Genomic DNA, 19586 nt, shown 5'->3' with positions numbered 1-19586 from the left:
GTGATTACGATAAAAATAACGCAGAGGCGCTGCGCCGGTGAACAGCTCGCAGCCAACTGCCATCAACCGGCCTGCACTGGGCCCGGAGGCTCGATGAACCTCGAAAGCACCCCCGTCCTCGATTATCAAAGCGGTTTTGGCAACGAGTTTGCCAGCGAAGCCTTGCCCGGCGCCTTGCCGGTCGGGCAGAACTCGCCGCAGAAGGCCCCATACGGCCTGTATGCCGAACTGTTTTCCGGCACTGCCTTCACCATGACCCGCAGCGAAATGCGCCGTACCTGGATGTACCGCATTCGCCCCTCGGCCCTGCATCCGCGCTTCGAGCGCCTGCAGCGTCAGTTGGCTGGTGGCCCGCTGGGCGCGGTGACGCCCAATCGCCTGCGCTGGAGCCCGTTGGAGATACCGGCCGAGCCAACCGACTTCATCGACGGCTGGGTCGCCATGGCCGCCAACTCCGCCAGCGAGAAACCTGCCGGTATCAGCGTCCACAGCTACCGTGCCAACCGTTCCATGGAGCGGGTGTTCTTCAACGCCGACGGCGAACTGCTGCTGGTGCCGCAACTGGGCCGCCTGCGTATCGTCACCGAACTGGGCGTACTGGAGGTCGAGCCGCTGGAAATCGCCGTGCTACCGCGCGGTTTGAAGTTCCGCGTCGAACTGCTCGACAGCCAGGCCCGCGGCTACATCGCCGAGAACCATGGCGCGCCGCTGCGTATTCCGGACCTGGGGCCGATCGGCAGCAACGGCCTGGCCAACCCGCGGGACTTCCTCGCCCCGGTCGCCCACTATGAAGACCTGCAGGGCCCGGTGCAGCTGGTGCAGAAGTTCCTCGGCGAACTGTGGGGCTGCGAGCTCAATCATTCGCCGCTGGACGTGGTGGCCTGGCACGGCAACAACGTGCCGTACAAATACGACCTGCGCCGCTTCAATACCATCGGTACGGTCAGCTTCGACCACCCGGACCCGTCGATTTTCACTGTGCTGACCTCGCCGACCAGCGTGCCGGGCATGGCCAACCTCGACTTCGTGATTTTCCCGCCGCGCTGGATGGTGGCCGAGAACACCTTCCGTCCACCATGGTTCCACCGCAACCTGATGAACGAGTTCATGGGCCTGATTCAGGGTGAGTACGACGCCAAGGCCGAAGGCTTCCTGCCCGGCGGCGCCTCCCTGCACAGCTGCATGAGCGCCCATGGCCCGGACGCCGAGACCTGCGCCAAGGCCATTGCCGTGGACCTTGCCCCGAGCAAGATCGACAACACCATGGCCTTCATGTTCGAAACCAGCCAGGTGCTGCGCCCCAGCCAGCACGCCCTTGAATGCCCGCAGCTGCAGGCCGACTACGATAGTTGCTGGGCCTCGCTGCCGAGCACCTTCACCCCGAATCGGAGATAACCCATGAATCAGTCCGCCATTGCCCGTAGTTGGGTCGAACACGCCAACGGGCATCGCGATTTTCCGCTGCAGAACCTGCCGTTGGGGATCTTCAGTCACAAGGATGCGACCCGGCGCTGTGGCGTCGCCATTGGCGATGCGATTCTGGACCTGGAAGGTGCGCTGGCTGCCGGCCTGTTCGACGGCCAGGCCCGTTCAGCGGTCGAAGCGACGCGCGGCGGTGCGCTGAACGCCTTCTTCGCCCTGGGCCGTGAAGCCCGGGTGGCGTTGCGCGAGCGGCTGCTGGCGCTGCTGGGCGAGCACAGCGAGCACCAGGCGGTGCTCAAGCCATTGCTGCTGGCCAGTCACGAGTGCCAGCTGCACCTGCCAGCCCGTATCGGCGACTACACTGACTTCTATGTGGGCATCGAGCACGCCAAGAATGTCGGCAAGTTGTTCCGTCCGGACAACCCGCTGCTGCCCAACTATAAATATGTGCCTATCGGCTACCATGGCCGCGCCTCGACCATTCGCCCTTCGGGCACCGACGTGCGTCGACCCAAGGGCCAGACCCTGCCGGCCGGGGCGAGCGAGCCGAGCTTCGGCCCTTGCGCGCGCCTGGATTACGAGCTGGAGCTGGGCATCTGGATCGGCCAGGGCAACGAAATGGGCGACTCGATCCCGGTGTCGGAGGCTGGCGAACATATTGCTGGCTACTGCCTGCTCAACGACTGGTCGGCCCGTGACATTCAGGCCTGGGAATACCAGCCGCTGGGTCCGTTCCTGTCCAAGAGCTTCATTTCCACGGTATCGCCCTGGGTGGTGACCGCCGAGGCCCTGGCGCCGTTCCGTTGTGCACAACCGACCCGTCCCGAGGGTGATCCGCAGCCGTTGGCCTACCTGCTGGACCCACGCGACCAGGCTGAGGGCGCCTTCGATATCGAGCTGGAAGTGTTGCTGCTGACCGAGCGCATGCGCGAGCAGAACCTGCCAGCCCACCGCCTGACCCTGAGCAATACCTTGAGCATGTACTGGACCGTGGCACAGATGGTCGCGCACCACAGCGTCAACGGCTGCCAGCTGCAGCCGGGCGACCTGTTCGGCTCCGGCACGCTCTCCGGTGCCCAGTCTGGCCAGTTCGGCAGCCTGCTGGAGATCACCCAGGGCGGCAAGGAGCCGGTGCAGCTGGCGTCGGGTGAGGTGCGCAAGTTCCTCGAGGACGGTGACGAGATCATCCTGCGTGCCCGGTGTGTTCGTGAGGGCGTGGCGTCGATCGGTTTCGGCGAATGCCGCGGCAAGATTCTTCCGGCCAAGTGAGAGGTCAGCGCCATGGATCTGTTCAACTATTTCCGATCGACCTCGTCCTATCGGCTGCGGATCGCATTGGAACTCAAGCAGCTGGAGTACCAGTACATACCGGTCAACCTGCTCAAGGGTGAACAGCGGCAGGCGGATTTCCTGGCACTCAATCCCCAGGGCCGGGTGCCGGCCCTGAAGATCGATTCCGGTGAGCTGCTGGTGCAGTCACCGGCGATCATCGAGTACCTGGAGGAAGTCTATCCACAGCCGGCGCTGCTGCCCGAGGAGCCTGTGGCGCGTGCCCAGGCCCGCGGGGTGGCGGCGTTGATCGGTTGCGATATCCATCCACTGCACAACGTCAGTGTGCTCAACCAGTTGCGAGGGCTGGGCCATGGTGATGAGCAGGTCAACGCCTGGATCGCACACTGGGTCAGCCAGGGCCTGGCGGCGGTGGAGAAACTGATCGGCGACAGCGGCTACTGCTTTGGCGATGAGCCGGGGCTGGCGGACGTCTACCTGATTCCGCAACTGTATGCCGCCCAGCGCTTCAACATCAGCCTTGCCGACTACCCGCGTATCCGCCGCGTGGCCGCGTTGGCCGAGGAACACCCGGCTTTCATCAAGGCCCATCCATCGAACCAGCCCGACGCACCTGCACCAGGGGCTTAATGCACCGAGGGCGGCACCGGATGCAACTGGCCCAGGCGCTCGGTCAGGCGCAGGCGCTGGATCGGGTCGTCGCTTAACAGCAGGGCATGCTCCAGGTCGAAGCGTTCGGCCTGGGGGCAATCCAGGTGCTGGTACAAGGTGGCGCGTGCCAGGTAGTCGCTGGCCGTGGCCGCGCCGAGCTGCAAGACCCGTTCGGCATCCTTGAGGGCCGCCAGGTCATCGTCGTGGGTCGAATGCAGCTGACGCAGGTTGCGTGACAGGCGCTGGAGCATCTGCCCGGGGCTGGCCGTGACCAGGTGTTCGGCGTTGAGCAACAGCTGCGGGCCGAACTGGCGCCCGAGCAGTTCGCGGCAGTCCGCAGGGTAGAGCCTGCGTCCACCGCAGGGGTCGAGCAGATGATCGGCACCGGGGACGCGCAGGAGGAAATGACCGGGAAAATTCACCCCTTCCAACGGGATCGACAGACCCCGGGCCAGTTCCAGGGCCAGCAGGGCCAGGGTCAGGGGTTGGCCGCGGCGCCGTTCCAGCACTTTGTCGAGCAGGGCCGCCTGTGGGCGCAGCGGGTGATATTCATCCTGCTGGAAGCCCAGGGCATTGAGCTGGCGCAGCAGGGGCTGGGCCAGCTCGCTGAGTGGCAACATGGGCAGGTGGTTGCTGACCTCTATCTGCAGGTCATGGACCTTGCGCATCTGTAAGGCGGGATCGACGCTGGCATCGTGTTCGGCAGCAATCCACAGCGCCGCTTCCAGCAAGGCGACAGGGTCACGTTCTAGGCAGGCCAGGCAGGCTTGGCGTGGGGTCATGACAATCTCCGCTCAAGCTTTTGTTTTAGCGCGGGTCTTGGCTTTCGTCCAGTGGTCCGGGTAGTGTCATCATTCGGCAAAGTGCAGCCTATACTGGGAGCAGCACCTCACTGAGGAGCCCGTCGATGTTCGCACTCATGCAAAGCACCCGCACGCAATCCTTGCACCTGTGCATCGACCCGCCCACAGGCCTGAAGGCCGTGGTCGCCATTCACAGCGAACACCTGGGCCCGGCCATGGGCGGCTGCCGATACCTACCTTATGCCGATGACGAAAGTGCCATGGCCGATGCCATTCGCCTGGCCCAGGGCATGAGTTACAAAGCGGCGCTGGCCGGTCTGCCAGTGGGGGGCGGCAAGGCAGTGATCATTCGTAACCCCCATGTGGAGAACCGTGCGGCGCTATTCGAGGCCTTTGGGCGGTTTGTCGATACGCTGCAGGGGCGTTTCATCACCGCCATCGACAGTGGCACCTCTACGGTCGACATGGATTGCATTGCCCAGTCCACCCCGTATGTCACCAGTACCACGACTTCCGGGGATCCCTCGCCCCATGCGGCCATGGGCGTGTTCGCCGGCATTCGTGCCACCTCCATGGCACGCTTGGGCAGCGATAACCTGGAAGGCCTGCGGGTGGCGGTACAGGGATTGGGCAATGTCGGTTATGCCCTGGCCGAGCAACTGCACGCCGCCGGGGCCGAGCTGCTGGTCAGCGACCATGACCCGGGCAGGGTGCAACTGGCCATCGAGCAGTTCAATGCGCGGCCGGTGGCCAATGACATGCTCATCAGTACACCTTGCGACATCTTTGCGCCGTGCGGGGTAGGGCCGGTGCTCAATGGCCAGAGTGTGATGCAGCTGCGCTGTGCGGCTGTGGCGGGGGCCGCCAACAACCAGCTGACTACCCTGCAGGTGGCCGACCAGCTGGAAAGCCGCGGGATACTCTATGCGCCGGACTATGTGATCAATGCCGGCGGCCTGATCTACGTGGCGCTCAAGCACCGTAACGAGGAACTGACCACCATCACGGCCCACCTGGCGCGCATTCCTTCGCGCCTGACCGAGGTGTTTGCCCATGCACAGGCCGAGAAGCGCTCACCCGCACGGGTGGCGCAGATGCTGGCCGAGAAGCTGATCTACGGCTGAAGGCGTTACTCGGCGGGAACGTCGGCGAGCAACTCGGACAGGGCGTCGGGCTGGCTCTTGAAGGCCTTGGCAAAGACGTCGCGATTTTTTGCCATATAAATGCCGGCATCCTCAACCTGCTGTTCGCTGAGCGAAGGGACGGCTTTCTTCAGGACCTCGGCGAGCAGCTCGGCCAGCTCGAGCATCTTGTCGTGACGGTCAGCTTCGGCTTTATCCATGAACAAGCGCTCCAGATCGCGGCTGCTGCGGTATACCACTTCGACGGCCATTCATCACCTCGTGTGCCTTTTGTCTATCGATGGTTCGATACTGGTTATTTATACAGTTTTAATGATAGGGTAATCCACCGGACTAAGATAGTGGCAATTGACCATTCTGCTTCGCGGGGTGGTGCGTAACAGTCTGTATAGGTCTGGCACGGCACTTTTACCGCTCTCTAAGGTCTTCTTCAGCGTGTAGAATTCCGGGCAGGCAGTCGAGCCACTCAAGTCAACGAAGGATATGCAATGAACGAGCAAACATCGCGCCTGAACCGGGAACGGCGCTTTCTGGTGCTGCTGGGGGTGATCTGCCTGGCCCTGATCGGTGGCGCCCTGTACATGCAGGTGGTTCTCGGCGAGGCCCCGTGCCCGTTGTGCATCCTGCAGCGTTATGCATTGTTGCTGATCGCCCTGTTTGCCTTCATCGGCGCCGCCATGCCTGGCCGGCGCAGCCTGACCCTGCTGGAAGGCTTGGTGGTGCTCAGCGCCATCGGCGGTATCGCCGCCGCCGGCAACCATGTCTATATCCTCGCCAATCCGGTAGTCAGCTGTGGCATCGACACGCTGCAACCGATCGTCGATGGCTTGCCGCTGGCATCGGTGCTGCCACTGGTGTTCCAGGTCGATGGTTTCTGTTCCACACCCTATCCGCCGGTGCTGGGGTTGTCGCTGGCGCAATGGGCGCTGGTGGCGTTCATCCTCACCGCCGTTCTGGTGCCCCTGGGCATCTACCGCAACCGTCGCAAGCCTTAGACAAAAGTCCCGTGTTGATGCAAGTCTGGTAAGCAATGGATTTTTCTTTCGGTGTCGCACCCGGGTTGATCTGAATCAAGCTTTGACCCTTGTAGAACAAGGGTTTCAGCGGTGTCGCAGAGGGTGCGACAAACTGTCGCGAAACTGATTTTCAGGGCTTGATTATTACAGTTTTGGTAAAAGACTGTTGCGCAATTAGTCATAGTCATTGAATGTCGACCTATCTACAATCGCCCCCAATTTCCGTTCGGCACCGCTTGCGAGTCGCAGGATTAAAGGAGCTCACGCTCTTTTTCGCTGACTCTGAAGCATCGCCTGCGGCGATGCCGGGCTGACCCCCCTCCGTGATTTCCCGCACCAAATGGAATTGGTCTGAAGACAGGCCTGTTGCCTGCGAAGTCAAAATAATAACCACCGTAATACCCGGTCTATGCCGAGCCGCCGCAGCTGGCCTCAAGGTATGACCGTATTCGATCCCAAAATGCTGACGCTTGGCAGGACGAAGTGTTGGCTACCAAAACACAAATTGCATTGAAGCAAGCTGCTCTAGAGGTCGTGAGATGAGTAAAAAGCGTTACCCCAGACTGTTTGGCATTCTGCCCTTTTTAGGCATGCTTTTACTCAGTGGGTGCAACTGGACCCTGCTCGACCCGAAGGGCCAGGTCGGCATTGAGCAAAAGAACCTTATCCTGATCGCTACCGGCTTGATGCTGCTGGTGGTGATTCCTGTCATTTTCATGACCATCGCGTTCGCCTGGAAGTATCGCGCTTCCAACAAGGCGGCGACCTACACCCCTGACTGGTCGCACTCGACCAAGATCGAAGTGGCGGTGTGGACCATTCCTGTACTGATCATCATTGCCCTGGGCTATGTGACCTACAAGACCACCCACGAGCTGGACCCGTATCGTCCGCTGGTTTCCGACGTGAAGCCGGTGCAGATCGACGTGGTCGCCCTGGACTGGAAATGGCTGTTCATCTACCCGGAACAAGGCATTGCCACGGTCAACAAGATCGTCTTCCCGGCTAACACCCCGGTCAACTTCCGCGTGACCTCCGACTCGGTGATGAACTCGTTCTTCATTCCGGGCCTGGGCGGCCAGATCTACGCGATGGCCGGCATGACCACCAAGCTGCACCTGATCGCCAACGAGAACGGCGAGTTCGACGGTATCTCGGCGAACTACAGCGGTGCCGGCTTCACCGGTATGAAGTTCAAGGCAACCGCCACCTCCCAGGCCGATTTCGAGGCATGGGTGAACGAAGTCAAACAGTCGCCTAAACAGCTGGATTCGGCTGAATACGCGGCGTTGGCCAAAGCTAGCGAAAACAATCCAGTCGCGCTGTACAGCGTGGCCTCGCCTGACCAGTTCCAGGCCATCGTCGACAAGTACGAAGGCATGAACCGCGGACGGCCGGTCCACGAAAAAGAGCAGAGCAAAGAAGCGGCCGGTACCGAAGGGATGGACGTGAGTATGCATTCAGCTGCTGGGGCAGAGGAGTAAGAGATGTTCGGTAAACTAAGTCTGGACGCGGTCCCGTACCACGAGCCGATAGTCATGGTGACGCTCGCCATGATTGCGCTCGGCGGTCTCGCGCTCGTGGGTGCTATCACCTATTTCAAAAAATGGACCTACTTGTGGACCGAGTGGCTGACCACTGTCGACCACAAGAAGATCGGGGTGATGTACATCATCGTCGCGATGGTCATGCTGCTGCGTGGCTTTGCCGACGCCATCATGATGCGTACCCAGTTGGCCATGGCCACTGGCGGCTCCGAGGGCTACCTGCCTCCCGAACACTATGACCAGATCTTCACCGCCCACGGTGTGATCATGATCATCTTCATGGCGATGCCATTCTTCACCGGCCTGATGAACCTGGCCCTGCCTCTGCAGATCGGTGCACGTGACGTTGCCTACCCGTTCCTGAACTCCCTGAGCTTCTACCTGCTGCTGGCAGGCGTGCTGCTGGTCAACATCTCCCTGGGTGTTGGTGAGTTCGCCAAGACCGGCTGGGTTGCCTATCCGCCGCTTGCGGGTATCCAGTACAGTCCGGGCGTGGGTGTGGATTACTACATCTGGGCGCTACAGCTATCCGGGCTTGGTACGACACTGACGGGCGTCAACTTCCTGGTCACCGTGCTGAAAATGCGCGCGCCTGGCATGAAGCTGATGGACATGCCGATCTTCACCTGGACCTGCACCTGGGCCAACGTCCTGATCGTCGCTTCGTTCCCGATCCTGACTGCTGCCCTGGCACTGCTGACTGTTGACCGTTATCTGGACTTCCACATTTTCACCAACGAGCTTGGTGGGAACCCGATGATGTACGTCAACCTGTTCTGGGCCTGGGGTCACCCTGAGGTTTACATCCTGATCCTGCCGGCCTTCGGTGTGTTCTCGGAAGTGACCTCGACCTTCGCCGGCAAACGCCTGTTCGGCCACAAGTCGATGATCTACGCTTCGGGCGCGATCGCGGTACTGGGCTTTGCGGTATGGCTGCACCACTTCTTCACCATGGGTTCTGGCGCGAGCGTCAACACCTTCTTCGGTCTGGCGACGATGCTGATTTCGATCCCGACCGGTGTAAAACTGTTCAACTGGCTGTTCACCATCTACCAGGGCCGTCTGCGTTTCACCGCGCCAGTCATGTGGACCCTGGGCTTCATGGTTACCTTCTCGATCGGTGGTATGACCGGCGTACTGCTGGCTGTTCCAGGTGCTGACTTCGTCCTGCACAACAGCCTGTTCGTTATCGCTCACTTCCACAACGTGATCATCGGTGGTGCGGTATTCGGCTACATCGCCGGCTTCGCCTTCTGGTTCCCGAAAGCCTTCGGTTTCACCCTGAACGAGAAGTGGGGCAAAGCTGCCTTCTGGTTCTGGATCTCCGGTTTCTACGTGGCCTTCATGCCACTGTACGCACTGGGCTTCATGGGTATGACCCGTCGTCTGAACCACTCCGACAACCCACTGTGGGAACCCTACCTGTACGTAGCCGTGTTCGGCGCCGTGCTGATCCTGTTCGGTATCGCTTGCCAGCTGATCCAGCTGTACGTTTCGGTTCGCGACCGCAAGGACAACATGGACGTGACCGGCGACCCATGGGGCGGCCGTACCCTGGAGTGGTCGACTTCGTCGCCACCTCCGTTCTACAACTTCGCGCACATGCCTGAGAAGGTTGGCCTGGATGCCTGGCACGAAGCCAAGGAAGCCGGTGTTGCCTACAAGGTTCCGGGCAAGTACGAAGCGATCCACATGCCGAACAACACCTCTACCGGTCTGTTCATGGGTCTGCTGCTGACCGTATTCGGTTTCGCCTTCATCTGGCACATCTGGTGGCTGGTTGGCGCCAGCCTGGTCGCCACCATCGCTGTCTTCGTCGCCCACGCTGCGCGTGACGACCAGGGCTACATGGTGCCTGCCGAGGAAGTGGCGCGTATCGAAGGCGAGCGCATGAAGGCCCTGGGCCTGGCTACCGGTTCGCCGGCCGGCGCACGTGTCAAATCGTTTGAACGGGTTTAATCAATGTCCAGTCATGTAATCAATGCAGACACTCATGCTCATGGTCACGACCATGGGCATGACGATCACCACCACGACTCGGGCCAGATGACCGTATTCGGTTTCTGGCTGTACCTGATGACCGACTGCATCCTGTTTGCGTCGCTCTTCGCCACCTACGCGGTGCTGTCCGGCAGTTTTGCCGGCGGCCCGTCGGGTCATGACATTTTCCAGCTGGATTTTGTCGCGGTTGAAACCGCACTGCTGTTGCTGTCGAGTATCACCTTCGGCTTCGCCATGTTGCAGATGTTCAAGGGCAACAAGGGCGGCGTGCTGGGCTGGCTGGCCATCACCTTCCTGTTCGGTGCCGGCTTCATCGCGATGGAAGTCTATGAGTTCCATCACCTGATCGCCGAAGGCTACGGCCCGCAGCGCAGTGGCTTCCTGTCGGCGTTCTTCGCGCTGGTCGGTACCCACGGTCTGCACGTAACCGCAGGTCTGATCTGGATGGCGGTCATGATGTACCAGATCAACAAGCACGGTATCACTGGCACCGCCAAGACCCGCATGAGCTGCCTGAGCCTGTTCTGGCACTTCCTGGACGTGGTCTGGATCTGCGTGTTCACCGTTGTGTATCTGCTGGGAGTTCTGTAAATGGCTAACGCACATAACAGCCACGCCGAGGGCAACCACGGCAGCGTGAAGTCCTACCTGATCGGCTTCGTCCTGTCGGTGATCCTGACTGCGATTCCGTTCGGCCTGGTGATGTTCCCGAGCATGCCCAAAGACATCACGATCATGATCGTGGTGGCCCTGGCAGTCATCCAGGTGGTGGTACACTTGGTGTACTTCCTGCACATGGACCGCTCCGAGGAACAACGCTCCAACGTATCGACCTTCCTGTTTACAGCGATGGTCATTGCACTGCTGGTCGGCCTGTCGCTGTGGATCATGTTCAGCATCCACACCGCAATGATGGCCAAGTGAGGTAAGTCTGCATGTCCGTTAAGCACTTTATCCAAATCACCAAACCGGGGATCATTTTCGGTAACGTGCTTTCCGTGGCAGGCGGTTTTTTCCTTGCCGCGCAGGGGCATGTCGACTTCATGCTGTTTCTGGCCACGGTGATTGGTACTTCGTTGGTGGTGGCGTCCGGTTGCGTGTTCAACAACTGCATCGACCGTGACATCGACATCAAGATGGAACGTACCAAGAACCGTGCGATGGTTCAGGGCGAGATCTCGCTGAGCGTCGCGCTGGCCTACGCCACCCTGCTCGGGGTGGCCGGGCTTGGCCTGCTGTATGTGCAGGCCAACTTCCTGGCGGCGCTGTTCGGCCTGATCGGCTTCATCGTCTACGTCGGCTTCTACAGCCTGTACCTGAAGCGCAAATCGGTGCACGGCACCCTGGTTGGCAGCCTGTCCGGTGCCATGCCTCCGGTGATCGGCTACTGCGCCGTGAGCAACAGCTTCGACCTGGCTGCGCTGACCCTGCTGGTGATGTTCAGCCTCTGGCAGATGCCGCATTCCTACGCCATTGCGATCTTCCGCTTCAATGACTACCTGGCAGCTTCGATTCCGGTGCTGCCGGTCAAGCGCGGTATCGAAGTGGCCAAGAAGCACATCCTCTGGTACATCGTGGCGTTCCTCGTGGCGACACTGATGCTGACCCTGGGTGGCTATGCCGGTACCAGCTACATGGCGGTTGCCGCGGCCATGGGCATGTACTGGCTGTACATGGCCTGGACCGGCTACAAGGCTGTGGATGATCGTCTCTGGGCACGCAAGCTGTTCGTGTTCTCGATCTTCACCATCACCGCCTTGAGCGTGATGATGTCGTTGGACACCAAGCTGCCGACCGATGTGCTGATGACCTACGCACACTGAGTGTGACGGGTTGAACGAAAACGCCCCGGGCCGCAAAGCCCGGGGCGTTTTCGTTTGTGCCGACCTTGTGGGACTGCGGGTAGGCCTACCTGCTGCCTCGGTATGAACGGCGTGGCTACAGTGCCGGCTCATGCATTCAAGGAAGGCAAGACATGAGCGTACTGACGGTTTACTTCTGTGGTACCGGGTCCCATCGATTTGACGACACCAACCCCAACTTCTGGAGTGGCGAGCTGATCTCGACCCTGGCCGCCAATGACCTGGGCAAGGAATACGCACACTGGATCGCGGTCGATGGCCCCGGCAGCGGCAATCTGCAGGCTGACAACCTGTTCGTTGAGAGTGGTGGCTACTACAACTGGACGGCGACCGCATTCGGCAAGGGCTGGGAGGAGAATGTCAGCCACGCCCTGCAGATCATCAAGGGCAAAAGCAATTGGCAGCGCAAGGCATTGAGTGAAGAGGAGTACCAGCGGCTCAAAGCTGCGGGTGTTTCGATTCCGGAGATGACCGCCACTGCGTCCTGGTTCTGGCGTACCTACAGCTACGGTGACCGCAAGGTGACGCCGCAGATGCTTCAGGAACAGATCATCAAGCAATTTCGCAAGGACGGTATCGTGCCTACCCAGGTCAACCTGGTGGGCTGGAGCCGCGGCGGTATCAGTTGCCACATGCTGGCCAACGCGATGCTTGCGGATCCGGAGCTCAACAAGATTCCCGTGAATATCTTCGCGGCTGATCCTGTACCGGGCACCGGGAACTTCCAGGTCCATCGGGTCAAACTGGGGGCGAACGTCAGGCAGTATGTCGGCTTTTATGCGCGGGATGAGCGCTCCGCCGGTTTTACCTGCGTCGTTCCTGAAACCCATGCCAGTACCCGCTGCCATATCTATCCGATCCCGGGCCGGCATGCCACGCTGGTCGGCAATGCCTCCGCCAACGGTGATGCCGGGCCTAAGGTATTGGCGGAACCTGGCTTGATCGTTCGCCACTTCGCCGAGGTGTGCCTGACGCGCTGGGGGGCGAAGCTGGACAAGATGCTCAAACTGACGGACAGGCAACTGGCCGAGTATCACCAGGCGCTGGCACGGGATGAGGGCAAATACCAGGCGATCCGCAAGTACACCTACACCATCGGCACCAGCGACAAGGGCGACCGCAGTGTGTCCGTCGGTAGTAAGGGCTATATGTTCTCCGCGGTCAAAGGGACGCGCTTGGCGCCAAGCGAGGGATTGGCCAGCCCGGTGGCAAAGGACGGGTTGGCCTATAAAGACATCCGTTAGGTTTCGCTGGACAGCCAGGTGGCCAAGGCACTATCTTCAGGCCTCGGCCACCGCAGTGGCCAACGTCGCTCGGACGGTTCCGGGCGCTTACGTCTTCGAGGAAGCCATGGCTGACCAAGGTTCGCCGCGCCGCTTTGCGCGCATCGATCGTCTCCCCCCCTACGTCTTCAATATCACCGCCGAACTCAAGATGGCCGCGCGCCGTCGTGGCGAAGATATCATCGACCTGAGCATGGGCAACCCCGATGGGGGCACGCCGCTGCACATCGTCGAAAAGCTGGTGCAGGTCGCCCAGCGTGAAGACACCCACGGCTACTCGACTTCCCGCGGTATCCCGCGCCTGCGCCGGGCAATCTCGCGCTGGTACAAGGAGCGCTACGAGGTCGATATCGACCCGGAAAGCGAAGCCATCGTCACCATCGGTTCCAAAGAGGGCCTGGCGCACCTGATGCTCGGCACCCTGGACCATGGCGATACGGTGCTGGTGCCCAACCCCAGCTACCCGATCCACATCTACGGTGCAGTGATCGCCGGTGCCCAGGTGCGCTCCGTGCCGCTGGTGCCGGGGGTGGACTTCTTCAACGAGCTGGAGCGGGCGATTCGCGAGTCGATTCCCAAGCCGAAGATGATGATCCTCGGCTTTCCCTCCAACCCGACCGCCCAATGCGTCGAACTGGATTTCTTCGAGCGGGTGGTGGCCCTGGCCAAGCAGTACGACGTGCTGGTGGTTCATGACCTGGCCTACGCCGACATCGTCTATGACGGCTGGAAGGCGCCCTCGATCATGCAGGTGCCGGGCGCCAAGGACATTGCGGTGGAATTCTTCACCCTGTCCAAGAGCTACAACATGGCCGGCTGGCGGATTGGCTTCATGGTCGGCAATCCGGAGCTGGTCAGCGCCCTGGCGCGGATCAAGAGCTACCACGACTACGGCACCTTCACCCCGCTGCAAGTGGCCGCGATTGCCGCCCTGGAAGGCGACCAGCAATGCGTGCGGGATATCGCCGAGCAGTATCGCCAGCGCCGCAACGTGCTGGTCAAGGGCCTGCACGAGCTGGGCTGGATGGTCGAGAACCCCAAGGCCTCGATGTATGTCTGGGCCAAGATCCCCGAGCAGTACGCGCACCTGGGTTCGCTGGAGTTCGCCAAGAAGCTCCTGGCCGAGGCCAAGGTCTGCGTGTCGCCGGGCATCGGTTTTGGCGACTACGGTGACGATCACGTGCGTTTTGCCCTGATCGAGAACCAGGACCGCATTCGCCAGGCGGTGCGTGGCATCCGGCAGATGTTCCGGGCTGACGGGGTAGAGGTGAAGTCGCCAAAGTAAGCGACTGTGGTCCGTTCATCGACATGAAAAAAACCGTCCGTCAGCGACGGTTTTTTTCTGCCTGGCCCCTCTTCTCAAAATCGGGCCGAAGCATAGAATAGCGGCGGGTTTGCTCCCAATAACCATAATCTGCCCCCCGTCTTGCTCATCATGTCCGAATATAATCCTTGCTTGAACTGCGGCGCCTGCTGCGGGTATTTCCGTGTGTCTTTCTTCTGGGGCGAGTGCACGTCGGCGGGAGGCCTGGTGCCCGACGACCTGGTGGTGCAGATCAACCCGACTCGCGTGGCGATGATCGGGACCGACAGTAAACCTTGCCGTTGCATCGGCCTTGAAGGCGAGATCGGCAAGGGCGTGAGTTGCTCGCTTTATGAGCAACGGTCAAGCCCCTGCCGCGAGTTCGAGGCGGCCTGGGTCAATGGCCAGCCCAACCCCAGCTGCGATGCTGCCCGCGCCGCCTATGGCCTGCCGCCGCTGGAAGCCAACGAGCCGATTTGGCCTGGCGAAGAACCGGAAGTCGCCTGAGGTGGCTGGCAGGTCCACGGGCGTCTTGCGTTAGACTGTCGGACTTTCCGGCCAGAACAGGAGTTCTTCCCGTGCCACCTTCCACCGGGATTGCCCTCAACCTTTGGCTGCTACTGGAGCCGGGCGCGTGAAGATAGCCCGGCATTACATTGCACTCTCCCTGCTGCTGTTTCTGGCAAGCCTGTGTTTCAACGCCATGTACCTCGCTGGCGGGGGCCGCATGCATGCCTTGCAGGCCCTGTTGTACGGGCCCTGGGGCTTGATGTTCGGCCTCTACGGGTGGATTGCCAATCCGTTGCTTGGGCTGGCCATCCTGCTGCACCGACGCTGGCGCCGGGTGTCGCTGGCCCTTGGGCTGGCGGCGCTGTATCTGGCGCTGGCGAGCCTGGGGATCGAGCGCCTGCCAGACAACCGCAGCTACGAATTCGTCAACGTGGCCCACTTCGGGCCTGGCTACTACCTGTGGCTGGGGGCGATTCTCGGCTTTTGCCTGGCGCAGGGCTGGTGGTGTCGTCGTGCCCGCCAGGGTGAGCCGGTGCCAGGGTGGCACTGGGCCGATGGCTTGCTGGTGGTGGCGCTGGGCGTGTTCATCAGCTTCGGGGTCCAGGACCCCGGCCTGCGATTTGAAATCAAGCGGGCGCTGGAGCCACCGCCCAGGCACCAGACCTCCAACCCCGAGGCCATCTAGCGCGCAGCCGACGTGCCCCACTGCACCACCAGCATGCCGAACACGATCAGGCCGACCCCGGCCAGGCGCAGGCTGTTGACCGGGCGCTGCGCCAACCCCATGAGCCCCCATTGGTCGATCAGCAGGGATGACAACACCTGGCCGGCAATCACACAGACGATAAACCCGGCAGCGCCCAGGCGCGGTGTGAGTACCAGTGCGGCAGTGATGTAGGCAACCCCGGCGACACCGCCCAGCCAGGCCCACCAGGGCGCCTGGGCCAGGGCAACGAGTTGCGGGAGCGGGGCGCGCAGCACCAGCAGCGCCGGGATGACCATCAAAACGCTGACGCCCAGGGACACCAGGGAGGCCCACAGCGGATGCCCGAGCAGGCGCCCGAGGGTGGCGTTGCTGCCGGCCTGGAAGGGCACCGCTGCGCCGGCCAGCAGGGCGATGGCCAAAGGCAATAGAGCGACGGGGGAAAAAGACAGGCTCATGGCAAGACTCCTTGAAAGTGACTTGCTAGAGTCTTGGTTATCGATATGGGTAATGGAAATTCGAACGGTGCACAGGAGTTATTCGTACTATGGATGATCTTCGCCGTATAGATCTCAACCTGTTGCTCACCTTGCATGCCTTGCTGGCTGAGCAGCATGTATCCCGCGCAGCCCTGCGCCTGCATCGCAGCCAACCGGCGGTAAGTCATGCACTGGCGCAGTTGCGAGAGGTGTTCGCCGATCCCTTGCTGGTGCGCCGGGGCGGGCGCCTACAGGCCACTGCCCGTGCCCAGGCCTTGATCGAGCCGCTGCAGCAGGCGCTGGAGCAGCTCGACGGCTTGATTGCCCGGCCCGGCTTCGAGCCGGGGAAGGCGCGACGCAGCTTTCGCCTGGCAATGTCGGACTACGGCGCACGGGTGGTGTTGCCGGGGCTGATGCGGGTACTGCGGGAAGAGGCGCCGGGAATCGATCTGGTGGTCATCCAGGGTAGCCGTGAGGCGATGCTGGGTCATCTGTTCGATGGCGAGGCTGACCTGGCGCTGGGGGTATTCCCGCAGGTGAGCGCCGAGTTGCAGGTCGAGACCTTGTTCGAAGAGCGCTTTACCTGCATCGCCGACCGTAGCGGCTTGCCGCCGCGTGGTGGTCTGAGCCTGACCGACTGGCTGGCGCGGCCCCATGTGCTGGTGGCCGTGCGACCGGGCATCGACAACGAAATCGACCTGGCGCTCAGCGCGATCGATGCCCGTCGGCGAGTGGCGTTGGCGCTGCCTCACTGGGCGGCGGCCCAGGAGGTGATCGCCGGTACCGACCTGATCCTCACGGTGGCCCGGCGCAGCCTGGACAGTGGCAAGCTCGACCCGTGCCTGCGCCGCTTCGAGCCGCCGTTGCCGATCAAGGCATTCGCCTTTCAGCAGGCGTGGCACCAGCGCCGCGAAGGGGACGCCGGGCATCATTGGTTGCGCGAGCGGGTGGCGCAGGTCTGTGGTCGACAGATTATCCTGTAGCCTCCCTTACAAGGAGTTCCCCCAATGAAGCACTCTCGGCTGGCCATCGCGCTGGTGACCACCCTTGCTCCCTTTGCCTTCGCCCAGGGCGATTCGCCTGCCTACAGCCAATGCATGAAAACCGCCACCACCACGGTGGACATGAACGACTGCAACGGCGCCGAGATTGAACGCCAGGACGCCCGCCTGAACAGCGCCTACACATCCGCCATGGCCGGCCTTGAGTCTGGGCAGCAAGACAAGTTGCGCGATGCCCAGCGCCTGTGGATAAAGTACCGTGATGCCAATTGCGGCCTGTACTACGGTCTCACCGGTGGCACCATGGACCAGCTCAACGGTGTAGGCTGCGTGCTGGAGATGACCAAGGCCCGGGCAGACGAGCTGGGCAAACTGCTCGGGCCTTGAGTACTGCCTGATCAGTGGCGGGCGGCGCGAGCCTTGAGGTATTCGCACACCTGGACCTGATCGCCGGCAAACTCGATGCGTTCGGCCTTGCTGTCACGCTGGTAGGCATACATCGGGTCGTAGTACTCGCCAAGCAGGCCGGTGATCCAGGCGCGGTGCAGGGCGACATCGCCGCTGCGTCGCTGTTCTTCAAGCGCTTGCAACAGCAACGCTGAAAGGCGCTGGTAACGTTCACCACCCAGGCGTTTGAGGATATTGCCCATGCTTTGCTGCAGGCGTTCGGCGAAGTGCAGGAAACCTTGTTCGTCACCGTGCAGCGTGACGAACTCGGCACACAGGTTGGTGACATAGTCGTTCAGGATCCGCTCGACGCGGTTGTCGAAGCTGTCTTCCAGCCATACCAGTGGGTAGTGGCGCATCCCCTGGTACAGCTCCAGGGGGACTGCGCAACTGCCGACGATGCGCCCTTCATCTTCCAGCACGAACTGCTCGATGCCACGTGCTCGCTTTTTCAGCAGGTCGATGGCCAGCTGGTTCTCGAAATCGATTTGCGCCGGCTGGCCGGTGGCGCGCTTGCCGAAGCTGGAACCGCGGTGGTTGGCATGGCCTTCCAGGTCCAGCGCGTTTTCCAGCCTGTGCAACAGCTCGGTCTTGCCGGTGCCGGTGAGGCCGCCGACCAGCACGAAACTGCATTCGTTCACCGCGCCCTGGGTGGTCTGCAGCAGGAAATTACGCATCGCCTTGTAGCCGCCGACCACTTTGGGGTAATGGATGCCGGCTTCTTCCTTGAGCCATTGCTGGACGATCTGTGAACGCAGGCCGCCACGAAAACAGTAGAGGTAACCCTCCGGGTGGGCGCGGGCGAAGGCGGCCCAGCTGGCCACCCGTTCATCCTTGGTGTGACCACTGACCAATTGATGGCCAAGGGCAATGGCTGCCTGCTGGCCGTGCTGCTTGTAGCAGGTGCCAACCTTCTGCCGCTCAAGGTCATTCATCAGCGGCAGGTTGATGGCACTGGGGAAGGCGCCCCTGGTAAATTCGACCGGGGCGCGCATGTCCATCATCGGGGTGTCGTTCAGGAACAGTTCGCGGTAGTTGGTGCTGTTGTCACGCATTAAAGGACCTCAACCGCGTAGCGCTGTCGCTCGACCAGTTCGCCGATCGGTGCGAGCTCAAGGCCCAGTTCGGCGGCAACGGCGAGGAACTCGGCTTCACCTTCAGGTGCTACCGCCACCAGTAGGCCGCCGCTGGTCTGCGGGTCGCACAGCAGGTGCTTCTGCTCATCGTTCAGTGGCGCGATCTTGTGGCCGTAGCTATCGAAATTGCGCAGGGTGCCACCGGGTACGCAGCCTTCAGCCAGGTAATAGTCGACGCCTGGCAGGCGTGGCACGGCGCTGTAGTCCAGGCGCGCGCTCAAGCCACTGCCGTCGGCCAGTTCGACCAGGTGGCCAAGCAGGCCGAAGCCGGTGACATCGGTCATGGCCTTGACCCCGGCCAGCTTGCCGAAGCGGCTGCCGGGGGTGTTGAGGGTGCACATCCAGTCGCGGGCCAGGCCTTTGTCCTGTTCGCGCAGCTTGGATTTCTTCTCGGCGGTGGTGAGGATGCCGATGCCCAGTGGTTTGCTCAGGTACAGGCGGCAGCCCTGGGTGGCGGTGTCATTGCGCTTCATGTGGCGCTTGTTCACCACACCGGTCACGGCCAGGCCGAAGATGGGTTCGGGGGCGTCGATCGAGTGACCGCCGGCCAGCGGAATGCCGGCTTCGGCGCACACCGCGCGACCGCCACGGATCACTTCACGGGCCACTTCCGGCGCCAGTACGTTGATCGGCCAGCCGAGAATGGCGATGGCCATCAGTGGATCGCCGCCCATGGCGTAGATGTCGCTGATGGCATTGGTGGCGGCGATGCGTCCGAAGTCGTAGGGATCATCGACGATCGGCATGAAGAAATCGGTGGTCGACACCACGCCGCGTTCGTCATCCAGGGCGTAGACGGCAGCATCGTCTCGTGACGCGTTACCGACCCAGAGCTTCGGGTCCAGCGCCTGGGTGCCGCTTTCGGCAAGAATGACTTCCAGCATCTTCGGCGAGATCTTGCAGCCACAACCTGCTCCGTGGCTGTACTGGGTCAGACGAATCGGTTCGTTCATACGTACCTCGACCAATGAGAGGCTCGAGTGTAGCAAA

General features: G+C 61.7%; 21 protein-coding genes and 1 pseudogene. 17 read left to right on the top strand and 5 right to left on the bottom strand.

Features of this window, described 5'->3' with window-relative positions:
- The first annotated feature begins 93 nt into the window (after positions 1-93).
- From hmgA to maiA, 3 genes are read left to right on the top strand one after another with little or no spacing between them, the layout of a single operon-like run.
- Positions 94-1395 carry a homogentisate 1,2-dioxygenase gene (gene hmgA / locus ACIQUS_RS05935; protein ID WP_403044084.1) on the top strand — a complete coding sequence of 434 codons (1302 nt, stop codon included), beginning with the start codon at positions 94-96 and terminating at the stop codon, positions 1393-1395.
- 3 nt (positions 1396-1398) lie between these two features.
- Positions 1399-2691 (top strand): fumarylacetoacetase, encoded by a 1293-nt coding sequence (fahA, locus tag ACIQUS_RS05930; protein WP_403044081.1) that lies wholly within the window; start codon positions 1399-1401, stop codon positions 2689-2691.
- Between the two features lie 12 nt (positions 2692-2703).
- Positions 2704-3342, top strand: coding sequence for a maleylacetoacetate isomerase (maiA, locus tag ACIQUS_RS05925; protein ID WP_403044078.1), 639 nt, complete (start codon positions 2704-2706; stop codon positions 3340-3342).
- On the opposite strand, the gene ACIQUS_RS05920 is transcribed toward maiA, so the two are convergent.
- Positions 3339-4145 carry a SirB1 family protein gene (locus ACIQUS_RS05920; protein WP_403044076.1) on the bottom strand — a complete coding sequence of 269 codons (807 nt, stop codon included), beginning with the start codon at positions 4143-4145 and terminating at the stop codon, positions 3339-3341. The genes maiA and ACIQUS_RS05920 overlap by 4 nt on opposite strands.
- Before the next feature lie 125 nt (positions 4146-4270).
- Between ACIQUS_RS05920 and ACIQUS_RS05915 the strand changes: the two genes are divergently transcribed.
- Positions 4271-5290, top strand: a complete 1020-nt coding sequence (locus tag ACIQUS_RS05915) for a Leu/Phe/Val dehydrogenase (protein ID WP_403044073.1) — start codon at positions 4271-4273, stop codon at positions 5288-5290.
- A 5-nt stretch (positions 5291-5295) separates the two neighbouring features.
- Here the strand turns inward: ACIQUS_RS05915 and ACIQUS_RS05910 are convergent, their stop codons facing one another.
- Positions 5296-5559, bottom strand: coding sequence for a YebG family protein (locus ACIQUS_RS05910; protein WP_403044070.1), 264 nt, complete (start codon positions 5557-5559; stop codon positions 5296-5298).
- A 237-nt stretch (positions 5560-5796) separates the two neighbouring features.
- Here ACIQUS_RS05910 and ACIQUS_RS05905 point away from each other — a divergent pair, with 237 nt between their 5' ends.
- From ACIQUS_RS05905 to ACIQUS_RS05855, 11 genes and pseudogenes are all read left to right on the top strand, one after another.
- On the top strand, positions 5797-6303 hold the full coding sequence (locus ACIQUS_RS05905) for a disulfide bond formation protein B (protein WP_403044067.1): 507 nt from the start codon (positions 5797-5799) through the stop codon (positions 6301-6303).
- 21 nt (positions 6304-6324) lie between these two features.
- Positions 6325-6372, top strand: a pseudogene (locus tag ACIQUS_RS05900) (KxYKxGKxW signal peptide domain-containing protein); the annotation flags it as partial.
- Positions 6373-6863: 491 nt separating this feature from the next.
- On the top strand, positions 6864-7808 hold the full coding sequence (cyoA, locus tag ACIQUS_RS05895; RefSeq protein WP_403044064.1) for a ubiquinol oxidase subunit II: 945 nt from the start codon (positions 6864-6866) through the stop codon (positions 7806-7808).
- 3 nt (positions 7809-7811) lie between these two features.
- On the top strand, positions 7812-9830 hold the full coding sequence (gene cyoB / locus ACIQUS_RS05890) for a cytochrome o ubiquinol oxidase subunit I (RefSeq protein ID WP_403044061.1): 2019 nt from the start codon (positions 7812-7814) through the stop codon (positions 9828-9830).
- Positions 9831-9833: 3 nt separating this feature from the next.
- On the top strand, positions 9834-10463 hold the full coding sequence (locus tag ACIQUS_RS05885; protein WP_285865423.1) for a cytochrome o ubiquinol oxidase subunit III: 630 nt from the start codon (positions 9834-9836) through the stop codon (positions 10461-10463).
- Entirely contained in the window at positions 10464-10796 is a 333-nt protein-coding gene (cyoD, locus tag ACIQUS_RS05880) for a cytochrome o ubiquinol oxidase subunit IV (RefSeq protein WP_403044057.1), read from the top strand.
- Between the two features lie 11 nt (positions 10797-10807).
- Positions 10808-11695 (top strand): heme o synthase, encoded by an 888-nt coding sequence (gene cyoE / locus ACIQUS_RS05875; RefSeq protein WP_403044054.1) that lies wholly within the window; start codon positions 10808-10810, stop codon positions 11693-11695.
- A 152-nt stretch (positions 11696-11847) separates the two neighbouring features.
- On the top strand, positions 11848-12978 hold the full coding sequence (locus tag ACIQUS_RS05870) for a hypothetical protein (RefSeq protein ID WP_403044052.1): 1131 nt from the start codon (positions 11848-11850) through the stop codon (positions 12976-12978).
- Positions 12979-13084: 106 nt separating this feature from the next.
- On the top strand, positions 13085-14302 hold the full coding sequence (alaC, locus tag ACIQUS_RS05865) for an alanine transaminase (protein ID WP_403044048.1): 1218 nt from the start codon (positions 13085-13087) through the stop codon (positions 14300-14302).
- Between the two features lie 150 nt (positions 14303-14452).
- On the top strand, positions 14453-14827 hold the full coding sequence (locus ACIQUS_RS05860) for a YkgJ family cysteine cluster protein (protein WP_403044045.1): 375 nt from the start codon (positions 14453-14455) through the stop codon (positions 14825-14827).
- A gap of 133 nt (positions 14828-14960) precedes the next feature.
- Positions 14961-15515: a hypothetical protein gene (locus ACIQUS_RS05855; RefSeq protein ID WP_403044626.1), complete on the top strand. Its 555-nt coding sequence runs from the start codon at positions 14961-14963 to the stop codon at positions 15513-15515.
- On the opposite strand, the gene ACIQUS_RS05850 is transcribed toward ACIQUS_RS05855, so the two are convergent.
- Positions 15512-15991, bottom strand: coding sequence for a DMT family transporter (locus ACIQUS_RS05850; RefSeq protein WP_403044042.1), 480 nt, complete (start codon positions 15989-15991; stop codon positions 15512-15514). The two genes, ACIQUS_RS05855 and ACIQUS_RS05850, sit on opposite strands and share 4 nt — an antisense overlap.
- Before the next feature lie 89 nt (positions 15992-16080).
- Here ACIQUS_RS05850 and ACIQUS_RS05845 point away from each other — a divergent pair, with 89 nt between their 5' ends.
- Entirely contained in the window at positions 16081-16995 is a 915-nt protein-coding gene (locus ACIQUS_RS05845; protein ID WP_403044040.1) for a LysR family transcriptional regulator, read from the top strand.
- Positions 16996-17019: 24 nt separating this feature from the next.
- Positions 17020-17400 (top strand): lysozyme inhibitor LprI family protein, encoded by a 381-nt coding sequence (locus tag ACIQUS_RS05840; protein WP_403044038.1) that lies wholly within the window; start codon positions 17020-17022, stop codon positions 17398-17400.
- A gap of 11 nt (positions 17401-17411) precedes the next feature.
- Here the strand turns inward: ACIQUS_RS05840 and mnmH are convergent, their stop codons facing one another.
- Together mnmH and selD are read right to left on the bottom strand one after the other, a co-directional pair.
- Positions 17412-18515, bottom strand: coding sequence for a tRNA 2-selenouridine(34) synthase MnmH (gene mnmH / locus ACIQUS_RS05835; protein WP_403044035.1), 1104 nt, complete (start codon positions 18513-18515; stop codon positions 17412-17414).
- Complete coding sequence (gene selD / locus ACIQUS_RS05830; RefSeq protein ID WP_403044032.1) at positions 18515-19549, bottom strand: selenide, water dikinase SelD; 1035 nt, start codon at positions 19547-19549, stop codon at positions 18515-18517. The genes mnmH and selD overlap by 1 nt, the downstream gene beginning before the upstream one ends.
- Between the last annotated feature and the right edge of the window lie 37 nt (positions 19550-19586).

Origin of the sequence: Pseudomonas sp. NPDC090755 (genome assembly GCF_044769005.1) — a bacterium.
Lineage (GTDB): Bacteria > Pseudomonadota > Gammaproteobacteria > Pseudomonadales > Pseudomonadaceae > Aquipseudomonas.
Note: the sequence above shows the minus strand (reverse complement) of the source record. Positions and strands in the feature narration are given on the sequence as shown.